The 22,484-nt window shown below is 54.3% G+C and carries 19 protein-coding genes; 9 read left to right on the top strand and 10 right to left on the bottom strand.

Annotated elements, in window-relative coordinates:
• From RYZ59_RS05435 to nikR, 6 genes are read left to right on the top strand one after another with little or no spacing between them, the layout of a single operon-like run.
• A complete protein-coding gene (locus RYZ59_RS05435; protein ID WP_318045426.1) occupies positions 1-1,170 on the top strand; it encodes a beta-ketoacyl-[acyl-carrier-protein] synthase family protein in 1,170 nt (389 codons plus the stop codon).
• Positions 1,167-1,643, top strand: coding sequence for a 3-hydroxy-fatty acyl-ACP dehydratase (locus tag RYZ59_RS05430; RefSeq protein ID WP_318045428.1), 477 nt, complete (start codon positions 1,167-1,169; stop codon positions 1,641-1,643). Before RYZ59_RS05435 ends, RYZ59_RS05430 begins: the two co-directional genes overlap by 4 nt.
• A complete protein-coding gene (locus tag RYZ59_RS05425; protein WP_202037508.1) occupies positions 1,640-2,371 on the top strand; it encodes a 3-ketoacyl-ACP reductase FabG2 in 732 nt (243 codons plus the stop codon). The genes RYZ59_RS05430 and RYZ59_RS05425 overlap by 4 nt, the downstream gene beginning before the upstream one ends.
• Positions 2,368-3,597 (top strand): beta-ketoacyl-ACP synthase, encoded by a 1,230-nt coding sequence (locus RYZ59_RS05420; RefSeq protein ID WP_048213607.1) that lies wholly within the window; start codon positions 2,368-2,370, stop codon positions 3,595-3,597. The genes RYZ59_RS05425 and RYZ59_RS05420 overlap by 4 nt, the downstream gene beginning before the upstream one ends.
• Before the next feature lies 1 nt (position 3,598).
• Positions 3,599-4,177 carry a 4'-phosphopantetheinyl transferase AcpT gene (gene acpT, locus RYZ59_RS05415; RefSeq protein WP_318045431.1) on the top strand — a complete coding sequence of 193 codons (579 nt, stop codon included), beginning with the start codon at positions 3,599-3,601 and terminating at the stop codon, positions 4,175-4,177.
• 49 nt (positions 4,178-4,226) lie between these two features.
• On the top strand, positions 4,227-4,628 hold the full coding sequence (gene nikR, locus RYZ59_RS05410; RefSeq protein ID WP_005121550.1) for a nickel-responsive transcriptional regulator NikR: 402 nt from the start codon (positions 4,227-4,229) through the stop codon (positions 4,626-4,628).
• Positions 4,629-4,711: 83 nt separating this feature from the next.
• On the opposite strand, the gene RYZ59_RS05405 is transcribed toward nikR, so the two are convergent.
• The 10 genes from RYZ59_RS05405 to RYZ59_RS05360 form a co-directional block, all read right to left on the bottom strand.
• Complete coding sequence (locus RYZ59_RS05405; protein ID WP_137381997.1) at positions 4,712-5,836, bottom strand: ABC transporter permease; 1,125 nt, start codon at positions 5,834-5,836, stop codon at positions 4,712-4,714.
• Positions 5,836-8,583, bottom strand: coding sequence for a ribosome-associated ATPase/putative transporter RbbA (rbbA, locus tag RYZ59_RS05400; protein WP_318045434.1), 2,748 nt, complete (start codon positions 8,581-8,583; stop codon positions 5,836-5,838). Before rbbA ends, RYZ59_RS05405 begins: the two co-directional genes overlap by 1 nt.
• Positions 8,580-9,647 carry an HlyD family secretion protein gene (locus RYZ59_RS05395; protein WP_318045436.1) on the bottom strand — a complete coding sequence of 356 codons (1,068 nt, stop codon included), beginning with the start codon at positions 9,645-9,647 and terminating at the stop codon, positions 8,580-8,582. The genes rbbA and RYZ59_RS05395 overlap by 4 nt, the downstream gene beginning before the upstream one ends.
• A gap of 362 nt (positions 9,648-10,009) precedes the next feature.
• Positions 10,010-11,176: an iron-containing alcohol dehydrogenase gene (locus tag RYZ59_RS05390; RefSeq protein ID WP_318045438.1), complete on the bottom strand. Its 1,167-nt coding sequence runs from the start codon at positions 11,174-11,176 to the stop codon at positions 10,010-10,012.
• Positions 11,177-11,209: 33 nt separating this feature from the next.
• The gene (locus RYZ59_RS05385; protein WP_318045440.1) at positions 11,210-11,524 is read right to left on the bottom strand and encodes a putative quinol monooxygenase; all 315 of its coding nucleotides are present in this window, start codon (positions 11,522-11,524) and stop codon (positions 11,210-11,212) included.
• 17 nt (positions 11,525-11,541) lie between these two features.
• Complete coding sequence (locus RYZ59_RS05380; protein ID WP_318045442.1) at positions 11,542-12,117, bottom strand: glycerol-3-phosphate responsive antiterminator; 576 nt, start codon at positions 12,115-12,117, stop codon at positions 11,542-11,544.
• Positions 12,117-13,673 carry an FAD-binding oxidoreductase gene (locus RYZ59_RS05375; RefSeq protein WP_318045444.1) on the bottom strand — a complete coding sequence of 519 codons (1,557 nt, stop codon included), beginning with the start codon at positions 13,671-13,673 and terminating at the stop codon, positions 12,117-12,119. Before RYZ59_RS05375 ends, RYZ59_RS05380 begins: the two co-directional genes overlap by 1 nt.
• Entirely contained in the window at positions 13,670-15,349 is a 1,680-nt protein-coding gene (locus RYZ59_RS05370) for a glycerol-3-phosphate dehydrogenase/oxidase (RefSeq protein ID WP_318045446.1), read from the bottom strand. The genes RYZ59_RS05375 and RYZ59_RS05370 overlap by 4 nt, the downstream gene beginning before the upstream one ends.
• A complete protein-coding gene (locus RYZ59_RS05365; RefSeq protein ID WP_318045448.1) occupies positions 15,346-16,890 on the bottom strand; it encodes an FGGY family carbohydrate kinase in 1,545 nt (514 codons plus the stop codon). Before RYZ59_RS05365 ends, RYZ59_RS05370 begins: the two co-directional genes overlap by 4 nt.
• Positions 16,887-18,362, bottom strand: coding sequence for an MFS transporter (locus RYZ59_RS05360; protein ID WP_318067331.1), 1,476 nt, complete (start codon positions 18,360-18,362; stop codon positions 16,887-16,889). The genes RYZ59_RS05365 and RYZ59_RS05360 overlap by 4 nt, the downstream gene beginning before the upstream one ends.
• A gap of 563 nt (positions 18,363-18,925) precedes the next feature.
• On the opposite strand from RYZ59_RS05360, the gene RYZ59_RS05355 reads away from it, so the two are divergent.
• The 3 genes from RYZ59_RS05355 to uxuA are packed head-to-tail and all read left to right on the top strand — an operon-like array spanning position 18,926 to position 22,417.
• Complete coding sequence (locus tag RYZ59_RS05355; RefSeq protein WP_318045452.1) at positions 18,926-20,215, top strand: MFS transporter; 1,290 nt, start codon at positions 18,926-18,928, stop codon at positions 20,213-20,215.
• Positions 20,187-21,212 carry a zinc-binding dehydrogenase gene (locus RYZ59_RS05350; RefSeq protein ID WP_318045454.1) on the top strand — a complete coding sequence of 342 codons (1,026 nt, stop codon included), beginning with the start codon at positions 20,187-20,189 and terminating at the stop codon, positions 21,210-21,212. Before RYZ59_RS05355 ends, RYZ59_RS05350 begins: the two co-directional genes overlap by 29 nt.
• Before the next feature lie 20 nt (positions 21,213-21,232).
• A complete protein-coding gene (gene uxuA, locus RYZ59_RS05345; RefSeq protein ID WP_318045456.1) occupies positions 21,233-22,417 on the top strand; it encodes a mannonate dehydratase in 1,185 nt (394 codons plus the stop codon).
• The last annotated feature ends 67 nt before the right edge of the window (positions 22,418-22,484 follow it).

Below are 22,484 nucleotides of genomic sequence, written 5' to 3'. Positions count from 1 at the left end.
ATGATCTACATTTCTGCCGTTGGCATGATTAACGCGTTGGGTAATAACACCGATGAAATCGCAGCCAATCTCACACGTGGCATAGCGCCGGGAATGCGTCCGCGCGCGAACTGGCTGCAGGGACACCCACCCGCCGTATTAGCAGGCGTTGACGGTGAGCTGCCCGCGATCCCTCAGCAATTTAGCGCTCATCGTTCGCGCAATAACCAGCTACTGCTGGCCGCACTGGCGCAAATCCAGCCGCAGGTGGACGACGCTATCGCCCGCTTTGGCCGCGATCGTATTGCTGTCGTTCTCGGCACCAGCACCTCCGGTCTGGATGAAGGTGACGTTCACGTTGATCTGATGCTCAATGACAAAGAGAGCACCGACTGGCGCTACCCGCAGCAGGAACTGGGCGATCCGTCGCGTTTTCTTAGCCACTGGTTGGCGCTGGATGGCCCGGCCTTTACGCTCTCAACCGCCTGCTCGTCCAGTGCGCGGGCTATCATGAGCGGGCGTCGCTTAATCGAATCTGGTTTGGTGGATATTGCCATTGTCGGCGGTGCCGATACGCTAAGTCGGATGCCTATCAACGGTTTCCACAGCCTGGAATCGCTCTCCCCAACGCGATGTCAACCGTTTGGCCGCGACCGCAATGGGATCACCATCGGTGAAGGCGCCGCCTTGATGGTATTAACCCGCGAGCCACAGCCCATTGCGCTCCTGGGCGTCGGTGAATCCAGCGATGCCTACCATATTTCGGCTCCCCACCCGCAGGGAGAAGGCGCCATTCGCGCCATAGGCCAGGCGCTTAACGACGCAGGAATGACACCGGAACACGTGGGCTATATCAATCTGCACGGAACGGCCACTCCGCTAAACGATCAGATTGAGTCCAACGTGGTGAGCACACTATTTGGCGACACGGTTCCATGCAGTTCGACCAAACACCTGACCGGGCACACGCTGGGCGCTGCGGGGATCACCGAAGCCGCGATCGGTATGCTGATTCTGCAACGCGAACTGCCGCTGCCTCCGCAGGATTTTAGCCAGTCACCGCGCGATGAAACATTGCCACCCTGCGGCATCATTGAACAGCCGCAGCCGCTGACTCGTCCGGTAATCTTATCTAACTCGTTCGCCTTCGGCGGTAATAATGCCAGCATCCTGCTCGGGAGAATCTCATGAGCCACTATTTATCACCGGGCGATTATTTACCGCATGATGCGCCGATGCTGCTCCTTGAAGAGGTCGTCAGTGTGGCGGACGAAACCGCCACCTGCCACGTGACGGTATCGGCAAACAGCGTACTGGCCCCGTTCCTCGACCCCGATGGCAATCTGCCCGGCTGGTTCGCACTGGAATTAATGGCACAGACCATTGGCGTCTGGTCTGGCTGGCACCGCCAGCAACACGGTCAGGCGAGTATTGCGTTAGGCATGGTGCTGGGCGCACGTGAGTTAGTCTGTGCTGCGGGTGTTCTGCCTGCCGGGAAAAAGCTGAGCATCCATGTCAAATTGCTGATGCAGGATGCACGATTCGGTAGCTTTGAATGCGTCATTCAGGCAGACAACAAGACGCTGGCAACCGGTCGCGTCAACACCTTCCAGCCGACAGCAGAAGAAATTAACACGCTATTTCAACAAGGAGCGTCCACATGAGTCGTTCAGTTTTAGTTACGGGTGCCAGCAAAGGTATCGGTCGCGCCATCGCCAGACAACTGGCGGCAGACGGCTTTGTGGTCGGCGTGCACTACCATCGCGATGCGCAAGGTGCACAAGACACGCTAGAAGCTATCCTCGCCGCGGGCGGCGCAGGGCGTCTGTTGACGTTTGACGTTGCCAATCGCGAGCAGTGCCGTGAAGTACTGGAGCACGATATTGAGGTTAACGGCGCATGGTACGGCATTGTCAGCAACGCTGGTGTGACGCGTGATGCCGCCTTCCCTGCGCTCAGCGATAACGACTGGGATGCGGTGATCCACACCAACCTCGACAGCTTTTACAACGTCATTCATCCGTGCATGATGCCAATGATTAGCGCACGCCAGGGTGGTCGTATCATCACATTGTCTTCAGTATCCGGCGTGATGGGCAACCGCGGTCAGGTTAATTACAGTGCAGCAAAAGCCGGTATTATTGGCGCCACCAAAGCGCTGGCCATCGAACTGGCAAAACGCAAAATTACCGTAAACTGCATTGCACCGGGACTGATTGATACCGGGATGATCGAGATGGAAGAAGCCGCCTTGAAAGAGGCAATGTCGATGATTCCCATGAAACGAATAGGTCAGGCTGAAGAAGTGGCCGGGCTTGCCAGCTATTTAATGTCGGATGTGGCGGGCTATGTCACTCGCCAGGTGATTTCCATCAATGGAGGGATGTTATGACACGTCGTGTCGTGATTACAGGCATGGGCGGCGTCACCGCCTTTGGGGAAAACTGGCAGGATGTCTCCGCCAGGCTGTTGGCCTATGAAAATGCGGTACGCAAAATGCCGGAGTGGCAGGTTTATGACGGGCTGCACACGCTGTTGGGCGCGCCAATCGACAACTTCACGCTGCCGGAACACTATACCCGCAAGCGCATTCGCGCCATGGGTCGCGTATCGCTGATGTCCACTCGCGCCTCAGAACTGGCGTTAGAACAGGCCGGACTGATTGGCGATCGGGTACTGACCAACGGTGAAACCGGAATAGCATACGGTTCCTCCACAGGCAGCACCGGGCCGGTGAGTGAGTTCGCGACCATGCTGACCGAGAAGCACACCAATAACATCACCGGCACGACCTACGTGCAAATGATGCCGCACACCACGGCTGTTAACACCGGGTTGTTTTTCGGCCTGCGTGGGCGAGTCATCCCGACATCCAGCGCCTGCACCTCCGGTAGCCAGGCCATTGGTTACGCATGGGAAGCCATCCGTCACGGCTATCAAACGGTGATGGTTGCTGGCGGTGCAGAAGAACTGTGCCCTTCCGAAGCCGCCGTATTTGATACGCTGTTCGCCACCAGCCAGCGCAACGACGAACCGAAAACTACCCCCTCCCCATTCGATGAAAAACGCGATGGCCTGGTCATCGGGGAAGGCGCAGGTACGCTGGTGCTGGAAGAGTTGGAACACGCTAAAGCACGCGGAGCAACGATTTACGGTGAAATCGTCGGCTTTGCCACTAACTGCGATGCTGCCCATATCACCCAGCCACAGCGTGAAACAATGCAGATTTGCATGGAAAAATCGCTGAGCATGGCCGGTATTAGCGCCCGGGATATCGGCTATATTTCAGCGCACGGTACCGCAACCGATCGTGGTGATATTGCAGAAAGTCAGGCGACTGCCGCAATTTATGGTGATAATGTGCCGCTATCCTCGCTTAAAAGCTATTTTGGGCATACCCTTGGCGCTTGTGGCGCGCTGGAGGCCTGGATGAGTCTGCAAATGATGCGTGAAGGCTGGTTTGCGCCTACGCTGAATTTGAGTCAGCCAGATGCCAATTGTGGCGCGCTGGATTACATTATGGGTGAAGCCCGCAAGATTGATTGCGAGTTTTTGCAGAGCAATAACTTTGCGTTTGGCGGCATCAATACTTCTATCATCATCAAACGTTGGCCGTGATATGTACCGGATCGTTCTAGGGAAAGTTTCTGATTTAAGCACCGGCGTACTGCCTCATGCGCTCTATGAGCTGGCACCGCAGGGTGCTCGCCGCGCACGCTGGCTGGCGGGCCGCGTGCTGCTTTCCCATGCCCTTTCGCCATTGCCTGATATCGTCTACGGCGAGCAAGGAAAACCGGCCTTTTCGGCCGACACGCCGCTGTGGTTCAATCTTAGCCACAGCGGTGATGACATTGCTCTGCTGCTTAGCGACGAAGGGGAAGTGGGCTGCGATATTGAAGTCGTGCGCCCGCGCGAAAACTGGAAGACGCTGGCGAATACGGTGTTCAGTCTTGGAGAACATGCCGAAATCGAAGCGGAACATCCGGACCACCAACTGGCGGCTTTCTGGCGCATCTGGACGCGCAAAGAAGCCATCGTTAAGCAGCGTGGCGGCAGCGCCTGGCAAATTGTCAGCGTCGATAGCACTACGCTGACATCCTCGCTCTCCGTTAGCCAGTGCCAGCTCGACAGCCTGAGTCTGGCCGTGTGCACGCCAACGCCATTTACCCTGACAGCCGACGCCGTGCAGAGGCTGTAACTCCCGCATTCCCTGTGCGCCGATGCGCGACATGAAAGGTTAACTGCAGATGCAACGAGTCACCATTACTCTCGATGACGATTTACTGGAAACGCTGGATAGCCTGAGCCAGCGCCGTGGTTACAACAACCGCTCTGAAGCGATTCGCGATATTTTGCGCGGTGCGCTGGCGCAGGAAACGACCCAGGAGCATGGCACTCAGGGCTTCGCGGTACTCTCGTATGTTTATGAACATGAGAAACGTGATTTGGCCAGCCGCATTGTTTCGACGCAGCACCATCACCATGATTTGTCGGTCGCTACGCTACACGTTCACATCAACCATGACGACTGCCTGGAAATCGCCGTGCTGAAAGGCGATATGGGCGATGTGCAGCATTTTGCCGATGATGTAATTTCCCAGCGCGGCGTACGTCATGGTCATTTGCAGTGCCTGCCGAAAGAAGAGTAATTGCCTGTTTCGTTGCCGGATGGCGGCTGCGCCTTATCCGGCCTACGTAGGCCGGGCAAGCGAAGCGCCCCCGGCAATGATGATTACGCCATCGTGCCAATCGTCTTGCGAAAGCGTAGTAGCGCTATCAGGAAAAACGCGCTGCCAATCGCCAGCAACGTCAGAAACTGCGGCCAGACGATACTGAACCCAGCCCCACGATAAAGAATCGCCTGCGCCAGGCTGACAAAGTGGGTGGTCGGCATGGTTAGCATGATGTCCTGCACGGCCTGCGGCATACTTTCACGCGGCGTAGAGCCTCCTGAGAGCATCTGTAACGGCAACAGCACCAGAATCATCAGCAATCCCAGTTGCGGCATCGACCGTGCCAGCGTCCCCATAAAGATACCGATCGAGGTAGTGGCAAACAGGCTCAGCGCCACACCCAGCATAAATAGCGGTATCGAGCCTTCGATCGGCACGCCGAGTACCCCTTTCACCATCAACATCAGCGACAACCCGGAAACGACCAGCACCACCAGTCCCATCGACCAGATTTTTGCCATCATGATTTCAAACGGTGTCACCGGCATCACCAGCAGGTGCTCTATCGTCCCGTGCTCGCGCTCGCGGATCAGCGCCGACCCGGTGAGCACAATCGCCAGCATGGTAATGTTGTTGATAATCGCCATCACCGCGCCAAAACGGGCAGGTTCCAGATTAGGGTTAAAGCGCATGCGCATTTCCAGCGCCACCGGCGGCTCAGTGTTGTCACGGTAACGCGCCACAAAGCTGTTCACTTCGCCACTGATGATATTCTGGATATAGCTGTTGCCGGTAAACGCCTGGCTCATTCGCGTGGCATCCACGTTAACCTGAATATCCGGCTGTCGTCCTGCCAGCACATCGCGCTGAAAATCAGGTGGAATATTCACAGCAAAGGTATAGCGTCCGGCATCCAGACCAGCATCCATTTCATCGGCGGTGATCATCTCCGGCGGTAAAAACCACGGGCGATAAAAGCTGTTCACAATGCGGTTCGACAACTGCGACTGGTCCATATCCGCGATAGCAATCGGCGCCAGATGCAGCGACCCGGGCAGCACCGTCGCAGAAGAGTAAACCGATACCGTGAAGGCGAAAACAATCAGCGTCAGCATCGCTTTGTCGCCCAGCAGGCTGCGCAACTCTTTGATACCAAGATTATAAATATTGCGTAATCGGCGCATCACCCCTCCTGTTTTTTCAGCAGTAATACGCTCAGACCGATCACCACCGGAATGGCGATTGCCAGCGGGATAAACAACTGCCACAGATCCATCAGATCCAACGCTTTCGAGAACGTTCCACGCGCAATGGTCAGAAAATGACTGGTCGGGTAGATTTCACCAATCCATCGGCCCGGCCCTTCCAGCGAAGCCACCGGATCGATCATCCCGGAAAACTGCGTTGCCGGGATCAGCGTGATAATCGCGGTACCAAAAATGGCGGCGATCTGGCTTTTCATAAACGTGGAGATTAACAGCCCCAGTCCGGTAGCAATGGTGACGTACAGCAGCGCCGCCAGCGTCAGGGTTAAAAAGCTCCCCTTATGCGGCACGCCGAACACAAACACCGACAACGCGCACAGCAGCAGGAAGTTAAGCATCCCCAGCACGATGTACGGCAACTGTTTGCCGAGTAAAAACTCGCTGCGGGTCGTGGGGGTAACGTACAGGTTGATAATCGATCCCAGCTCTTTTTCGCGCACCACGCTGAGCGCGCTGAGCATGGAAGGGATCATCATCAACAGCAGCGGGATCACCGCCGGAACAATCGCCGGCAGGCTCTTCACATCCGGGTTGTAGCGATAACGCGTCTCAATGGTCATCAACCCGTTCTGACCACTGGCATTGGGTTGACGCGCCATCACATCCTGCAGCCAGGTCTGGTGCATAGCCTGTACGTAACCCCTTACCGTTTCGGCCCGGCTCGGCATCGCGCCATCAACCCAGACGCCAATCTTCACCGGCGTTCCACGCGCAATATCGCGGCCAAAGTTAGGTGGAATTTCTATCGCCACCGCCACTTCGCCCGCACGCATTCGCTTGTCCAGTTCGTCATAGCTGGTAAGCGGCGGTTGCTCGATAAAATAGCGCGATCCCGCCAGATTCAGCGCCCACGCCTGGCTGCTGACGGTCTGGTCACGGTCGAGTATGGAGAAACGCAGATTTTCCACGTCCATGCTGATGCCGTAGCCCATAATCAGCATCAGAATCACCGTCCCCATCAGCGCCAGCGTTGAACGCACCGGGTCCCGCCGCAGCTCCAGCGCTTCACGCCGGCTGTAGCTGAACAAGCGCCGCAGGCTAAAGCCCTGGCGCGGCGGCTGACTGTTTTCATGCACGACCGGAACATTGGCTGGCGGTAACTGAGCTTCCGGTGCCGGGCCTGCGGCTTCCTGTAGCCAGGAGATAAACGCCTCTTCCAGGTTGGCTGCGCCGCGTTGTTTCACCAGCTCCTGCGGCGTACCGCTGGCGAGCACTTTTCCGGCGTGCATCAGCGACATCCGGTCGCAGCGCTCCGCCTCATTCATAAAGTGGGTAGAGATAAAAATGGTGACTTTATCCTGGCGCGACAGATCGACCATCAGTTGCCAGAACATGTCCCTCGCCACCGGATCGACCCCGGAGGTCGGTTCGTCGAGAATCAACATTTCCGGGCGATGAATCACCGCCACGGCCAGCGACAGGCGCTGACGAATCCCCAGCGGTAAGGCACCAGGTAGCACGTCTTCAACATCGGTCAGCGAAAAGCGTTCGCTCATCTCTTGCACGCGCCCTGGGATTTCCGCTTCGGGGATATGGAACAACCGTGCATGAAGCTCAAGGTTTTGCCGCACGGTCAGTTCGCTGTAGAGCGAAAATGCCTGCGACATATAGCCCACCCGACGGCGGGTATCGATATTTTTCGGGTCAACCGCTTGCCCAAACAGCCACGCCTCACCTTCGCTTGCGGGCAGCAGTCCGGTGAGCATCTTCATGGTGGTGGATTTACCGCAGCCGTTGGAGCCGAGAAAGCCGAAGATCTCCCCGCGGGGAATGCGAAAGTTAACGTGGTCAACGGCGACAAACTTGCCGAAGCGCATGGTCAGATCTTTCGCCTCAATGGCGACCTCTTCCTGCTCGGCGTGATACGGCGGGATCACAACCGGCTTGTGCGCCTGACGCTGCGCTTGCGGTAACAGCGCGATAAACGCCTGTTCCAGCGTGGCGCTGTTCGTTTTTTCGCGTAGCTGCTGCGCGCTGCCGGTAGCTAATACCTCACCCGCGTTCATCGCCACCAGCCAGTCAAAGCGCTCGGCTTCTTCCATATAGGCGGTGGCGACCAGCACGCTCATATTGGTCTGCCGCTGGCGAATGCTGTTAATCAGATCCCAGAACTGGGCGCGTGACAGCGGGTCTACCCCGGTGGTGGGTTCATCGAGAATTAACAGCTCCGGGTCGTGGATCAACGCACAGCACAGCCCCAGCTTTTGTTTCATCCCGCCCGAGAGTTTCCCAGCAGGACGGTCGCGAAACGGTGCCAGTCCGGTGCTATTCAGCAGCTCGGTAATCCGCGCCTCACGCTCCGCTTTGTCATGCCCAAACAGGCGGGCAAAGAAATCGACGTTCTCATACACCGACAGCGTGTGGTACAGGTTTTTGCCCAGTCCTTGCGGCATCCAGGCAATACGCGGGCAGACATCACGACGATGCTTCGGGTCGCGCATGTCGCTACCCAGCACCATCACGTTACCCTGTTCAATCACCCGCGCACCGGAAATAAGCGACAGCAGGCTCGATTTTCCGACGCCATCCGGGCCAATCAGGCCCACCATACAGCGGGCGGGGATATCCAGCGTGATATTGTTCAGCGCGACCGTTGTCCCGTAATGCTGACTCACGCCGTCAAGGTGCGCCACGGGAGGAACGGGAACCAGCGCCAGATGCGTCATTGCGGCAACCTCACCACCAGGGAATCAGGCCAGGCGCGACTTTCATCCAGGCGCACCCAGGCCATGCCCGGCAGACCGGTTTTCACGTACTCCAGATGCTGCTGTAACAGCTCCGGCGGGATACGCGCTTTCACGCGGAACATCAGTTTTAGCCGCTCATCACTGGTTTCAACTGTTTTCGGCGTAAACTGCGCGACGCTGGCGACAAAGCTGATGGTCGCCGGAATACGCAGATCCGGCGCGGCATCCAGCACCAGTCGCGCTTCACCGCCAATCTTCAGCAGGCCAGCCTGTTCGGTCGGCAAGAAGAATGTCATGTAGACATCGCTGAGATCGACCATATTCAGCACCCGACCGCCAGCGGACAGCACTTCGCCCGGTTCGGCTACGCGATACTGTACGCGACCATCGCGCGGGGCTTTCAGCTCGCTGTCATCGATATCTGCCGCAATGCGTCGTTCGGTGGCCTGTGCAGCTTCGACCCGGGTTTGCGCCTGGATGATACTGGTGCGGGCGGCTTCAATCGCCGCTTTCGCGGCAGAGACCTGCGCCTTTGCCGATTCCAGCGCAGCACGCGCACTTTCAGCCGCGGCGCGGTCGTCATCCAGTTGTTGCTCAGACACCGCACCACGCTGGGACAGTGAACGGGAGCGCACATGGCGTTTAGAGACCGACTGCAGCTCTGCTTCACGCTGTTTGACTACCGACTGCGCGGCCCGCATTTCACTTTGCCGCTGCTCTAACAGCGCTCGCGCCGCCGCCACCGCGCTTTCGGCTTCTTTGATTTGGGCGACCGCTTCCAGCCGCTGCTCCTGCAACACGCGGGTATCCATTTTCGCCAGCACCTCGCCCTGACGAACAAACTGCCCTTCCGACACGAGAATCGTGTCAATTCGCCCGGCAATCTTGGTGGCAATATCCACTTCGGTGGCTTCAATTCGGCCATTGCTGGCTGCAAACCCTTCCGGTATTCCCGCAGGACGGAGCATCCACCATGCTATCGCGGCCACCACAATCAGGATGCCCGCCCCCCACCACATCAGATGACGCTTAAACTTATCCATATTCGACCCGCCGTAATCCCTGTTATCAAACGATGCGTGTCACAAAACCCACTGAACCGCTATCCAGTGAGAGATTCCATCCGGGATGAGAAGGAATGAAAAACGATGGCCAAAGAGCGGACAGGCGTTAAGGCAACGCTTACCGCGAAGGAAGTGAATGACGAAAATGCTGTGAAATCGGGTAGTAATGTTGTCATCATCAGCGTTCCTGGCCGGAAATGAAACACGCATACTCATAACTGCTATCTATTGAATACTAACACCTGGATTCGATATGTCTATTCGGTTGTTCTCGCGTTGTCCTCGGCCAAAACAGTGTCCGGCAATCCGCTCGCCGGACAAGCTTCTGGCGAGTGTTCTGTTTAAAACGCGTGTTGGTATAGCCGCAAAGCATCGTCTGCCGTGAGCGGAACAGGATTGTTATCCAGAAGACGGGTCTGCTGCATGGCATCGTGGGCCAATATCGCCAGCGTTTCAGCAGGGATATCGACATCGCGCAGCCTTTTCGGTGCACCAGATTCAGCAATAATGCGTACCATCGCAGCAATAAATATCGCGGCATCTTTCTCTATATTCCCCGACACCTCCTCGCCAATGACAGCCGCCAGCTCGGCATAGTATGGCGCAGCGACTGACGCATTAAACTGCAGCACCGGAATCAGCATCAGCGCATTCGACAAACCATGTGGAATATGATGGCGAGCCCCCAATGGATAAGCCAACGCATGCACCGCCCCCACGGGAGAGTTGGCGAAAGCCTGGCCTGCCAGCATTGCCCCCAACAACACACTCTCTCTGGCTTCCCGATTGTGGCCATCATGGCAGGCCGTCACCAGATGGCGACTAATTAAGCGTAATGCTTCCCGTGCCAGCGCATCCGAAATGGGGTTCTTCTTATGTTTACCGGTATAAGCCTCAATGGCATGAACCATCGCGTCGATGCCGGCCGCCGCCGTATGAACCGGAGGAAGTCCAAGCGTCAATTGCGCATCCAGCAGCACCAAATCGCCATATAGCTGTGGTGCGACAATCCCCATTTTGCTGTCATCATTGGTCGTCAAAATCGAAATATTAGTGACTTCTGACCCCGTCCCTGCCGTGGTAGGGATGTTAATCAGCGGCAGACGCTGCCCGGACACTTTGCTAATACCGTAAAGCGCCTGCAGATCTTGCTCAGAGTTGATTAACACGGCCACCAGCTTCGCGACATCCAGCGAGGAGCCGCCGCCCAGACCAATAACCATGTCGCAATGGTCATCGCGAGCAACCTGTAAGGCTTCCCGGACCAGACGTTCCTGTGGATCGGGTTGGACCCGATCATAGACCGTCACCTGAAACCCTGCCTCTTGCAGGCTATGCAAAACAGGCGGCAGGATCCCTGCTTTGACCAGTCCGGGGTCGGTCACCAACAACACGCGACGCGCGCTAAATCGCGGCTGAATAATCTCCCCTGCTCGTGATGCTCCCGCCCACTCGACGATAATTTCCGGTACTGTTGAAAACGTAAAATCCTTCATGACAGTGTTCATTGATGTACTCCTGGTAGTAAAAATGGCCAGCTTTTAACTACGCGGTGCATCGGCATGAGTGAGAAAGCTTTTCACCTCTTTACGCTCCAGAAACGGGTTGATAATCCCAACGCCAATACGTTGAAAATGCTCCGTTTGCCGATGAATTTCGAGACCTTGTTCGCAACGATAAGTCTCAATAATCACAAAGCGATCGCCGTCTTCCGTGGAACGGAAAAACTCATAGGAGATGTTTTCAGGCTCCTGACGCGAGGCCTGGGCAAGCAGTCTGAGCGCTTCATTGACCTTGTCCCCCATTCCCTGACGAGAATAGTAATGTGCAATAACAAGAAGTTGTGTATTTTCCATAGTCGGCTCCCGGTGTTCTAACGGCGAAGGTCTATATCCCATAACGCGCTATCACTGCTCGAAACGGCTATCGCGCCGTGTAACAGCGCCGTTTGAGCATGTTCCTCGTTACAGACGAAGCCTGATGCCACTATCGGCGGCAACACATTACGGTCAGCCTGTGAGAGTAGCGGCAACATCTGCGCGGGCATCAGTTGCACGTAATCGGGTTCGCTTTGTTCTACGGCTTTCAGGCTGCGTAACCAGGTGGAACGGTCGGTGACAAAGATTTTCTGCATCGTCACCAGTCCACACTTTTTCTCTCGCTGTACGGTTTGCAAACGCGTTGAGAGCAACCCCATCGATCCCGTTTCGGCCACATAATCAATGCCGCCCTTATCCTGGGACAGCCCATTGCAGCTGTCGATATTCACGATGACGTACTTCCCCGCCTTCGACAGCAGTTCTATCACCGGATGGAGCTTAATCAGGTCAATATTGGCAATAATGCAGACTTCCGCCTTGCTGGACAGCGCGGTTTTCAATTGCTCAATACCGTAAATCGCCATGATGACGGGCTGGCGTGCCAGGAGCACGCCAAGATTTTTGATCATTATTGACCTGCCTGGTGTGAAGGAAGATCGACGCTTAACCCCAGTTTGCCTGGGTTAAGAATGTTTTTCGGATCCAGCGCGTATTTGATATCCGCCAGAACGGAAAGCGATTCGCCTAAAGAAGCCTGCATATAGGGCGAACGCAGGAGACCAACACCATGATGGTGGCTAAGGGAGGTATTGTGCTTAATTAGCACCGCATTCGCTGCATCCCATGCCGCACGATACCAGGCCGCACGTTGCTCAATCGCCACATCACCGCGCAATGAGAAATAGAGGCATGCGCCGTCGATGTAGGCGTGAGACTGATGCGCCGAACCGGCCAGCGTGCCGGGTACGGCATTAATCGCAGCCACCACATCATCATACACGTCGCTAAGATCGCGCCAACGTCCCACCATTTCCAGCGTATCCGCCACCAGACCCGGGCTCTTTTTAAAGCCTTCAGCACTTTTTCCGGTCAGATATCGGGTGTCCAGCCAGCGTTCAAAAATAGCCTCGCCGTCGAGTTGTTGTCCGCTGCGTCGGCACACACGTTCGCTGATAGCCAGCACCGCATCGACAATCTCAGGCTCCCCCTCATCCGCAATCAACAGGACATTGGTATCTGGTAAACCAAACTGCACGCCGCTTTCCAGGTTATCGTACAGGCGCAACGCTGCGGGGTTCGCGCCATGCTGTAAAATTTCACGGCATGCCTCCAGCCCACTGGCGAAGCTGGAGAATCCCCAGGCAATAGCGCGGCCATAGTCAGGTAAACGATGCAGTTTCAGACGCACACGGACAATCACCCCCAATGTGCCTTCAGAACCAATAAACATCTGCTGTAGATCAGGTCCCGTTGCGCTACGCGCATAGCCACCCACGGTGATTAAGCGGCCATCGGCAAGGACGACATCCATCCCATAAACCATATCTTCAATTTTGCCGTAGCGGGTCGACAACTGTCCCGCGCCACGACAGGCCACCCAACCGCCCACGGTACTGATACCAAACGATGACGGCCAGTGGCCCATCGTCATGCCGTACTCTTTTTGGATAGTTTGTTCAAAAATATCGCCGAACATGCCGGCTTCAACGTCAACAATCTGACTTTGTGGATCGAAGTCGATAAGTTTGTTGAGTTCGCAAACATCCAGCACAATGCCCCCCCGCAACGGCAATGCGGCGCCAGTGACGTTACTGCGCCCGGCGGAAACCGTGACCGGGATTGCTAACGCATTCGCCAGACGCATCACATCCTGAATTTGTTCTACCGTAGAGACACGTACAATCGCCCCTTTTGACGTGGCCGGTGCGCCCTGAGTTTCCGCAATCATCGATCCGGCCCACCAGTCGCGGGTCCAGGTAATCACATCAGACTCCGACGTCAGCACCTCATCAGCAATGACCCGCAGCCGGTCAAACGTTGCCTCGCTCATCGCCACCGGATCAATTTGCATCCCTTTCGCGCCACCGCTGCTTTTGATATCCGTCGCCCATGCTGGGCGCGTGTGTGCACCTACCGTATAATTTCCACGGTTGTAACCGCGTTTAATCGCTTCTTTACTGATCATTCGGATGTCCCCATAAGAGTTGATTTTTCATGTTTAATTGCCGCCCGATAGCTGGCTACCTGCCGGGCCACCTGTTCAGGCTGAAGCTTGAGCTCTTGTTGCAGAATTTCCCCCACGCGTTCCGCAGCATTCGCTGACGCATCACGAGCCATCAGACGGGCACGAATTCGGCGCGATAACACATCATCAATGGTGCTGGCGAGTTCATGGCGCACGGCATACACCACTTCCGCTTCGGTATAGGGAAGCCCTTCCACAATTGGCTTTGCCAGTAAGGGATTGGACTGGATAAGGTCACTGACAAAATGCGCTTCCGTCCCGTAGCGCTCCCCCAGGTGCGCAGACAAACCGCCCGATGCCAGAATCGCCTGCGGGTCATAGCCCGCCGCCCCCAGTAACCAGGCGGTTTTGGTTGAGCAGGCCTTTTTACGGCCGAGTATTTTGCTGGCGGCATCGATGGTCTCTTCTGCCATATGACGTGATGTCGTCAGTTTGCCGCCGACAATCGTAATCAGACCATCTGCCGCAACCGTGATTTCATGATTACGTTTCATCTCAACGGTCTTGCCTCCCACCGTCCCCACCAGAGGGCGGCAACCGGCGATACTTCCCACCACGTCTTCCGGGCGGAGATCGGTTTTCAATGCCGAATTCGCCCCTTCCAGCAGAAAGTCCAGTTCAGCGCGATTGCAGTGAACATCATTGAGATCGCCCTGATAATCCTCATCGGTGGTACCCAAATAGGAAACGTTGCCCCAACGGGTGATCGTTGCGCGGCGACTGCGCCCGGCAACCGGGATCGTCACCGTGCAATCATTGCGGATCTTCATCCACGGAATAGCAACATGTACCCCTTTGGCAGGACGGATATTCAGCGGCGATGCGTCACCTTTTTTCAGCCCATTCCAGTCACGTAGCCAGACGCCCGTCGCCATGATGACAACCCGTGCGTTGACCTGAATTTCTCTGCCATCGGCATAGACGATGGCTCCATTCACTTTGCCGTGCTGGTCGCGCGTGGTTTCGATGACTTCCGCGTGGTTGGTCACCACCGCGCCATGAAACGCCGCCGTGCGCACCAATGCCAACGTCAGTCGGGCATCGTCGACGCGGGCATCGAAATACATAAAACCACCGGATAGCTGTTCTTCTTTGAGCGTCGGGCAATGCGACAGCACTTCCGCAGGGGTCAATTTTTGGTGAAGGATGCCTTCCCGCCATCCTCCCGCAAGGTCGTAGGTCCAGAGCAGGCTTTCAAATGCAGCGGACATCCGCTTGTCGAATACGCCATTTTTATCGAGCACCGGGAATAAAAAGGGTAACCGTTGCACCAGATGACGGGCATTTCTCCGCATGCGCTGGCGTTCGAGTAAAGAGTGGCGAACCAGTCCCAGATTTCCTTGTTCGATATAGCGCAGACCGCCGTGTACCATTTTCGATGACTTTGATGAGGTGCCTGAGGCAAAGTCACTTTTCTCAATCAGCGCCACCCGGTAGCCACGCAGGCTGGCATCCAACGCCGCATAGGCTCCGGTTACGCCACCACCGACAATCAGCATGTCGTAGGTGTCGCTTTCCAGCCGATCCAGTTGTTCAGCGCGCTGGAGACGTAATGGCTCTGCACCGTACATCTCACTGCAGGTTTTGTTGGGCTTTCGCGAAGGGAAAAACTTCATGAGTAAGTGTGCTCCTGATTAGCTGAGGTGAGGCTGTCGGCGGCTTCCATTTCGAGTGCAATACGCATCGCCCAGCGGTTAATTTTTTGTTCGCGAAGGTCATGACTGATTTTCGGCTCAAATAGCCGCGCGGTTTTTAGCATGGCGCAGGCATCCGACAGCGAGTCCCACAGCAGCCCATTGGCACCGGCCAAAAACGCAACGCCACCTAAGCTTGCCCGCGCCGTTTCGGCCATTCGCCGCACGGGAATACCGCTAAGATCGGCCTGGATTTGCAATAACGTATCGCTATTTGATAACCCTCCCCCGACCACCAACTCTTTTGTGGGGATACCGGTTGCCGCTTCATTTGCGCGAATACAGGCCGCGACCGAATGCGCAATCCCTTCCAGAATCGCGTAGGCCACCTGCGAACGCGTGGTCGAGATTGAGATACCGTTCAGGGACGCTCGGGCATGAGGCTGGAGATGGGGTACGCGTAGCCCCGTTAGCGCCGGAATAAAACTTACGCCACCCGCGTCGCTAGCCTGCGCGGCCAGTTCGCTGATTTGTTCAGGTGAGTCAAACCAATGCAGCTTTTCGCACACCCAGTTGAGCGCCGAACCGGTAGTGGGGACAAAGGTTTCGACAGAGAAATGCGAAAGCCCTTTTTGGCGGCGCGCCGTCATGGTGAGCGTACTTTCACAACCCTTTTGCAATGTTGGTACCGTTGGCCCCATCATTAAATCAACAAAGCTGCCAGTGCCATGCATACAAAAAGCCTGCCCTCGCTCGGTACACCCCAGCCCAATCGCCCCTGCAAACTGATCCCCTGCGCAGGCCAGGATCGGTACGCTTATCCCCAGAATATCTTCACGCGTGGTGCCGAAGTCATCGGCATCATCATGTAATTCAGGCAACAATGACGCCGGGAAGCCCAGAGTCTGTAGCCATGGCAAATGATAGTGATGCTCTTTGAGGCAATACGCGCCAGCAGAGGTGGCATTTGTCGGAGTGGTGACACTTTTTTTCTCCTGCGCCAAATGCCAAAGCAACCAGCTATCAACGGTACCAAAGACCAGTGTTCCAGCCTGATACGCCTTCGCCACCGCAGGCGTATTGGCAAGATGGTGCGACGCCCAAAGATAAGGAGAGCGTATCCCAACCGGTCGCCCAATCAGCGGCAGCAGTTTTGCATCCCATTCAGGGGCTAACTGGGCCAGTTCATCCGTGAAACGCGCATCCTGCCAGACCATCGCCGGAGTTAATGCCTTGCCCGTTTGCGCATCCCACAGCACTGCCGTTGAACGTTGGGTCGCAATCGCCAGCGCCACAATGCGCATCTTGTTGCATTGCGCGTTAGCTATCGCTTTGCGACAAACCTCAATAGTGGCCTGCAAGACCTCATCTGCATCTTGTTCCACCACACCATGACGCAGACTACTGACCTGAAGCGGCTGGTATTCCAGGCAGTGAACCTGGCTATTTTGTGCAACAACTGCCGCACGGGTCCCCGATGTACCTTCATCGATAGCCAGAATGACATCTTCGTATTCACTCATTTCGTACTCCTGTTTGATTCTGGGGCCATCGACTCTGGATAAGGTGAAGGGGGTGATTCGAACTGCGGCGCACCTGGCTCGTTATCCGGCTGAATAGTGGTGCGGGTGGGGTCCCACGGAATAACAAAACAGATAATGCTCGCAAACAGCGGCACGGCAGACATGATCAGGAAGGTCGTTTGCAGGCCATACAAATCACGGAAGACCGGGAAAATAAACAGCCCAAGCGCCGCACCGATTGCGCCGAGCGCACCGACCACGCCGTTCGCGCCAGCCCGCAGTTCACTGCGAAAAGAGAGTGACGACAGGCTTTTCCCGTTTGCGCCAGGCCCGCCAGAGTGACAAAGAATAAACAGTGCAGGGACCAGCAAAGAGGCCCACAGCGACATACTGTCGCTAAACAGTCCCAGCGTAAGCAGTACGAGAAAAGCCACGGCAAAACCGATCGCCGAGGAGCGGCGTAACCCCAGACGGCGGCCAATCGCAGGCGATAAGAAACCGCCGACGATGCCGAAAACGTTAAAAAATAGTGAACATAAGGTTGCGTAAACAAAGTTTTTACCAAACATCGCAGCACTAATAACCGGCAAATACCAGCCCACACCGAAATATTGGATCGACTGACAGATTTGAACGGTCGAAGCCAGAATCGTGCGTGGTAAATAAACACCACGGAATATTAACAGCACATTTCTTGCGCCTTTTTCAGCCTGCCCAATAACGGGTTTCTGTTCTGCTTTTGGCGCCAGAATAAATTGGTCACCGTATATTTTATTCATGGCAACGATAGCGTCAGGCAATCGAGATTTTCTTGCCAGCCAAACCGGGCTTTCCACTAAATAACGGAACTGGAAAAACAGAACGATGAGTCCACATAATGCCGTTACAGCAATGGAATAACGCCAGATGGCATCACCTACGTCCCATGAGTAAAACATCAGCGCTAATACCAAATTTAAACAAACGGCAACATACCAGACCCCCTGCCAGGTATTTAAACGGCTTTTGAGTTTCACAGGCGTGAACTCTGCCAGCATGGCCATTGCCACAGCAAAGTCCATCCCGTAAGAGACACCAACAAAGAAGCGACCTACGATTATCGTGCTAAAACTGGAGGATGACATCACCAGCAAAGCACCAATCACCGCCATTATTTTGGCAATAATCAGCGGTGGCACACGACCCCAGCGATCGGCTATCCAGCCGCCAATCGGGTTAAATAATATGGCGACCCAGGATGAAAATGAGGTCAGCAGCGCAACTTCGGTCGCGCTCAGATTTAAATTGCGGGTCATTGGGTTTAATCCAGCGCTGAGGGCTGAATTTGAAAAAGCGTCAAGAAACAGGCCGCCTAGTGCTAACCACAAAATAACACCGGCTCTGCCATTGATTTTTCCGCGTGAGTCGATGCAATGAATAACATCATCAACACCACGGATTTTTATCGGATTCGAGAATGAGCATGCGGACATGGCTTTCCCCTTCATAATATTCGGAAGAAGGTCGCCATTAGCTAAAAAAATGCAATAAGAGACCATCTTAATTTCACAGATAGTCTCTTATCTAAAATCTGTATTTTTCCACTCTAGAAGGTAACCCAAAGCGTGTCAAAGCGACTTTTATCCCCATCGTTGATTCTGTGACATGTAGCTCAAATGTTAATGAAACATTACAGAAAGAGGTCGTTATGAGCCATTTTTTCGTTCTCAGCGGGTGGGATACCACTGTGACTGTACCTGGCCGCTGCGCTGGTTGACTGATTTGCGCTGAACGCTCGCCGTTTTCCCTGTACGACGCCATTGCAATATCCACCCAAAATAGGTTTTGAATACGAAGCTCGTTTTTATCCTAAATTTCACCGCTAACATCAAAAACCTTAAAATTCATAAAGATATGCCAACACGCATTTGATCGTGATTATTTAACGCGCTAATTTTTCGTTATGTTGATCACATTCGTATCAAAAGAATGGTGATCTTAAAATAGGTTTTAAATATTGTGGTCAGGCCGCTAGACCACAATAAGAGGATATATCATGAAAAGAAAAACAATGGGATGGCTTATCGTTTTTCTTCTTTTTATAGTTTACATGCTTAACTATATGGATCGTTCAGCATTGTCGATCACCGCTCCACTCATTGAAAAGGAATTAGGATTTAATGCCGCTGAAATGGGTATGATTTTCAGCGCATTCTTTGTTGGTTATGCACTGTTTAACTTTATCGGTGGCTGGGCCAGTGACCGATTTGGCCCCAAAACAGTATTTCTGGTCGCCGCATTACTCTGGTCAGTATTTTGTGGGATGACCAGTCTGGTTACTGGCTTATGGACTATGCTGGCTGTTCGCGTATTATTCGGCATGGCTGAAGGGCCGGTCAGTGCTGCAGGTAATAAAATAATCAATAACTGGATTTCGCGTAAAGAATCGGCCACTGCCATCGGCATTTTCAGCGCAGGATCGCCGTTGGGCGGCGCAATTTCCGGTCCGGTGGTTGGTCTGCTGGCTCTTTCATTAGGCTGGCGTCCGGCATTCGGTATTATTTTCCTGTTTGGTTTAGCCTGGGTATTACTTTGGTATTTCATTGCCAGTGATAAACCCTCAAAAAGTAAACACCTCACCCCGGAAGAACGTGTCGATTTTGAAAACCATGATGACATCATTTTAGCGGATGACGGTAAAGCGATGCCTTCTCTCGGCTACTACATGAAGCAGCCGATGGTGTGGGCAACGACGCTGGCCTTCTTCAGCTATAACTACATACTCTTTTTCTTCCTGACCTGGTTCCCAAGCTATCTGAACCACTCGCTACACCTTGATATTAAAGAAATCAGTATTGCAACGGTGATCCCCTGGGTGATTGGTGCAATCGGCATGGTATTGGGTGGCGTATGCTCTGACTTTATCTATCGGGTAACGGGCAACGCCCTGCTTTCTCGCCGTCTCATTCTCGGTGTTTGCCTGGCTGGAGCGGCAATCTGTGTGGCGGTTTCTGGAACGGTTACCACTATCGGCAGTGCCGTTGGATTGATGTCAGTCTCGTTATTCCTGCTGTATTTAACTGGACCTATTTATTGGGCAGTTATTCAGGACGTCGTGCACAAAGATAAAGTGGGTAGCGTCGGTGGCGCCATGCATGGGCTGGCAAATATATCCGGAATTATTGGCCCTCTGGTCACCGGATTTATTGTTCAGTTCAGCGGTAAATATGATTACGCATTCTATCTGGCTGGTGCTATTGCGATTGTTTCCAGCTGCCTGGTATTCGTATTTGTCAAAAATAAAGGATTAAAAACAAATGAAAGTCAAAGCTGTCTACATCAATAAACCTGGTGAAATTGAAACCCGTTGGGTTGATTACCCGGAAAAGAAAGATAATGAAGTATTAATAAAGGTTGATGCTGCTGGAATATGTGGCTCTGATATAGGTGCATTTCGCGGTACTAACCCCCTGGTGACCTATCCACGTATTATTGGACATGAAGTCACGGGTATTATTATTAAACAAGGCAAGGGCATGCCAGCAAATATTAAGGAAGGTGACCGCGTTATTGTTGATCCTTATATTTATTGTGGTCATTGCTACCCCTGTTCAGTGGGGAGAACAAATTGCTGTGAAAACCTGAAGGTCATTGGCGTACATATTGATGGCGCGATGCAGGAGGTAGTTGCTCACCCCGCGCATTTGATTCACAAAATCCCGGATGACGTCGCTACTGAGATGGCTCCGTTGGCTGAACCACTGACGATCGCACTGCATGCGCTACACCGCGCCAAACTGACGGCCGGGGAGCATATCGCCATTATTGGAGCCGGTGCGATAGGTCTGATGGCGGCATTGAGCGCATTACGTTATGGCGCGACACCTATCCTGATCGATATCGTGGAAGAACGACTTCAGTACGCAAAATCGCTGGGCGTGCCTTACGTCATCAATCCGTCGAACACCCAGGTTGTTGAGGCGATTAAAGATATCACGCAGGGGACGATGGCACAGGTTGTCGTCGAAGCATCTGGTGCCAACAGTGCAATTCGCGAAACGCTGGATCTTGCTTCGTTTGCGGGTCGTATTGCTTTCACCGGCTGGCCAAAACAGGAGACATCGTTACCCACTAACCTGATCACGTTTAAAGAGTTGGATCTGCGCGGATCACGTACCAGCGCTGGCGAATTCGAAGAAGCGTTACAGATGCTGGCTACGCTGAACATTAATCCTGCGGATGTCGTCAGCAAGGTGGTGAATATTGATGATGTGCCTGACGCCGTGAAGGAACTCGATCAATACCCAGAACGCTATCTGAAGATCAATGCGACCTTTCATTAATTTTTCCAGGAGATAAAGCGATGGAACAAACCTGGCGTTGGTATGGCCCGAACGATCCCGTGTCGTTGTCCGATGTTCGTCAAGCCGGTGCAACGGGTGTGGTCACTGCACTGCACCATATTCCAAACGGTGAAGTCTGGTCCGTAGAAGAAATTCTCAAACGCAAAGCGATCGTGGAAAAAGCGGGTCTGGTCTGGTCGGTCGTGGAAAGCGTGCCGATCCATGAAGACATCAAGACCCACACGGGCCAGTACGATCTGTGGATCAAGAATTACCAGCAGACGCTGCGCAATCTCGCCCAATGCGGCATCTTTACCGTGTGCTACAACTTCATGCCGGTTCTGGACTGGACCCGTACCGACCTGGAGTATGTGCTACCCGACGGTTCAAAGGCTCTGCGCTTTGACCAGATTGAGTTTGCCGCCTTTGAGCTGCATATCCTCAAGCGTCCCGGTGCGGAAGCGGACTACAGCGCGGAGGAAATTGCCCAGGCTCACCAGCGTTTTGCGGATATGAGCGAAGAGGACAAAGCTCGGCTGACGCGAAATATCATTGCCGGTCTGCCTGGCGCCGAGGAAGGCTATACGCTGGATCAATTCCGTAGCCACCTTGCAACCTATAAAGATATCGACAAAGCAGTCTTACGGGAAAATTTCGCCGGGTTCCTGAAAGCCATTATCCCGGTTGCGGAAGAAGTGGGTGTACGTATGGCGGTTCATCCGGACGATCCACCGCGCCCAATTCTTGGCCTGCCGCGCATCGTTTCTACTGTAGAAGATATGCAGTGGATGGTGGATACCGTAAACAGTACCGCCAACGGTTTTACGATGTGTACAGGATCTTACGGCGTACGCGCCGACAACGATTTGGTGGATATGATCAAACAGTTCGGCCCGCGGATTTACTTTACGCACCTGCGTTCCACACAACGTGAAGAGAATCCCAAAACCTTCCATGAGGCGGCGCATCTTTCCGGGGATGTTGATATGTACAACGTCGTGAAAGCAATAGTCGAAGAAGAACAGCGACGCAAAGCTGAAGGCAACGCCTTACTTATCCCCATGCGACCAGACCATGGTCATCAAATGCTTGATGACCTGAAAAAGAAAACCAACCCAGGGTATTCCGCTATTGGTCGCCTTAAAGGCCTGGCTGAAGTACGCGGCGTTGAACTGGCTATCCAACGCGCCTTCTTCAATCAGTAACCACATTGCCGCATGGTATCCCCGCCATGCGGTTTTTCACTTTCAGTCAGGACCGGTCTTTGATAGC

The organism is Citrobacter sp. HN-141 (genome assembly GCF_033341895.1).
Taxonomy (GTDB): domain Bacteria; phylum Pseudomonadota; class Gammaproteobacteria; order Enterobacterales; family Enterobacteriaceae; genus Citrobacter.
Note: the sequence above shows the minus strand (reverse complement) of the source record. Positions and strands in the feature narration are given on the sequence as shown.

Coding starts and splice junctions, on each gene's coding strand:
- RYZ59_RS05390 (WP_318045438.1), bottom strand. CDS start 11,176: ATGAACACTGTCATGAAGGATTTTACGTTTTCAACAGTACCGGAAATT.
- RYZ59_RS05375 (WP_318045444.1), bottom strand. CDS start 13,673: ATGATCAGTAAAGAAGCGATTAAACGCGGTTACAACCGTGGAAATTAT.
- RYZ59_RS05385 (WP_318045440.1), bottom strand. CDS start 11,524: ATGGAAAATACACAACTTCTTGTTATTGCACATTACTATTCTCGTCAG.
- nikR (WP_005121550.1), top strand. CDS start 4,227: ATGCAACGAGTCACCATTACTCTCGATGACGATTTACTGGAAACGCTG.
- acpT (WP_318045431.1), top strand. CDS start 3,599: ATGTACCGGATCGTTCTAGGGAAAGTTTCTGATTTAAGCACCGGCGTA.
- RYZ59_RS05360 (WP_318067331.1), bottom strand. CDS start 18,362: ATGTCCGCATGCTCATTCTCGAATCCGATAAAAATCCGTGGTGTTGAT.
- rbbA (WP_318045434.1), bottom strand. CDS start 8,583: ATGACGCATCTGGCGCTGGTTCCCGTTCCTCCCGTGGCGCACCTTGAC.
- RYZ59_RS05355 (WP_318045452.1), top strand. CDS start 18,926: ATGAAAAGAAAAACAATGGGATGGCTTATCGTTTTTCTTCTTTTTATA.
- RYZ59_RS05370 (WP_318045446.1), bottom strand. CDS start 15,349: ATGAAGTTTTTCCCTTCGCGAAAGCCCAACAAAACCTGCAGTGAGATG.
- RYZ59_RS05380 (WP_318045442.1), bottom strand. CDS start 12,117: ATGATCAAAAATCTTGGCGTGCTCCTGGCACGCCAGCCCGTCATCATG.
- RYZ59_RS05420 (WP_048213607.1), top strand. CDS start 2,368: ATGACACGTCGTGTCGTGATTACAGGCATGGGCGGCGTCACCGCCTTT.
- RYZ59_RS05435 (WP_318045426.1), top strand. CDS start 1: ATGATCTACATTTCTGCCGTTGGCATGATTAACGCGTTGGGTAATAAC.
- RYZ59_RS05405 (WP_137381997.1), bottom strand. CDS start 5,836: ATGCGCCGATTACGCAATATTTATAATCTTGGTATCAAAGAGTTGCGC.
- uxuA (WP_318045456.1), top strand. CDS start 21,233: ATGGAACAAACCTGGCGTTGGTATGGCCCGAACGATCCCGTGTCGTTG.
- RYZ59_RS05350 (WP_318045454.1), top strand. CDS start 20,187: ATGAAAGTCAAAGCTGTCTACATCAATAAACCTGGTGAAATTGAAACC.
- RYZ59_RS05395 (WP_318045436.1), bottom strand. CDS start 9,647: ATGGATAAGTTTAAGCGTCATCTGATGTGGTGGGGGGCGGGCATCCTG.
- RYZ59_RS05425 (WP_202037508.1), top strand. CDS start 1,640: ATGAGTCGTTCAGTTTTAGTTACGGGTGCCAGCAAAGGTATCGGTCGC.
- RYZ59_RS05430 (WP_318045428.1), top strand. CDS start 1,167: ATGAGCCACTATTTATCACCGGGCGATTATTTACCGCATGATGCGCCG.
- RYZ59_RS05365 (WP_318045448.1), bottom strand. CDS start 16,890: ATGAGTGAATACGAAGATGTCATTCTGGCTATCGATGAAGGTACATCG.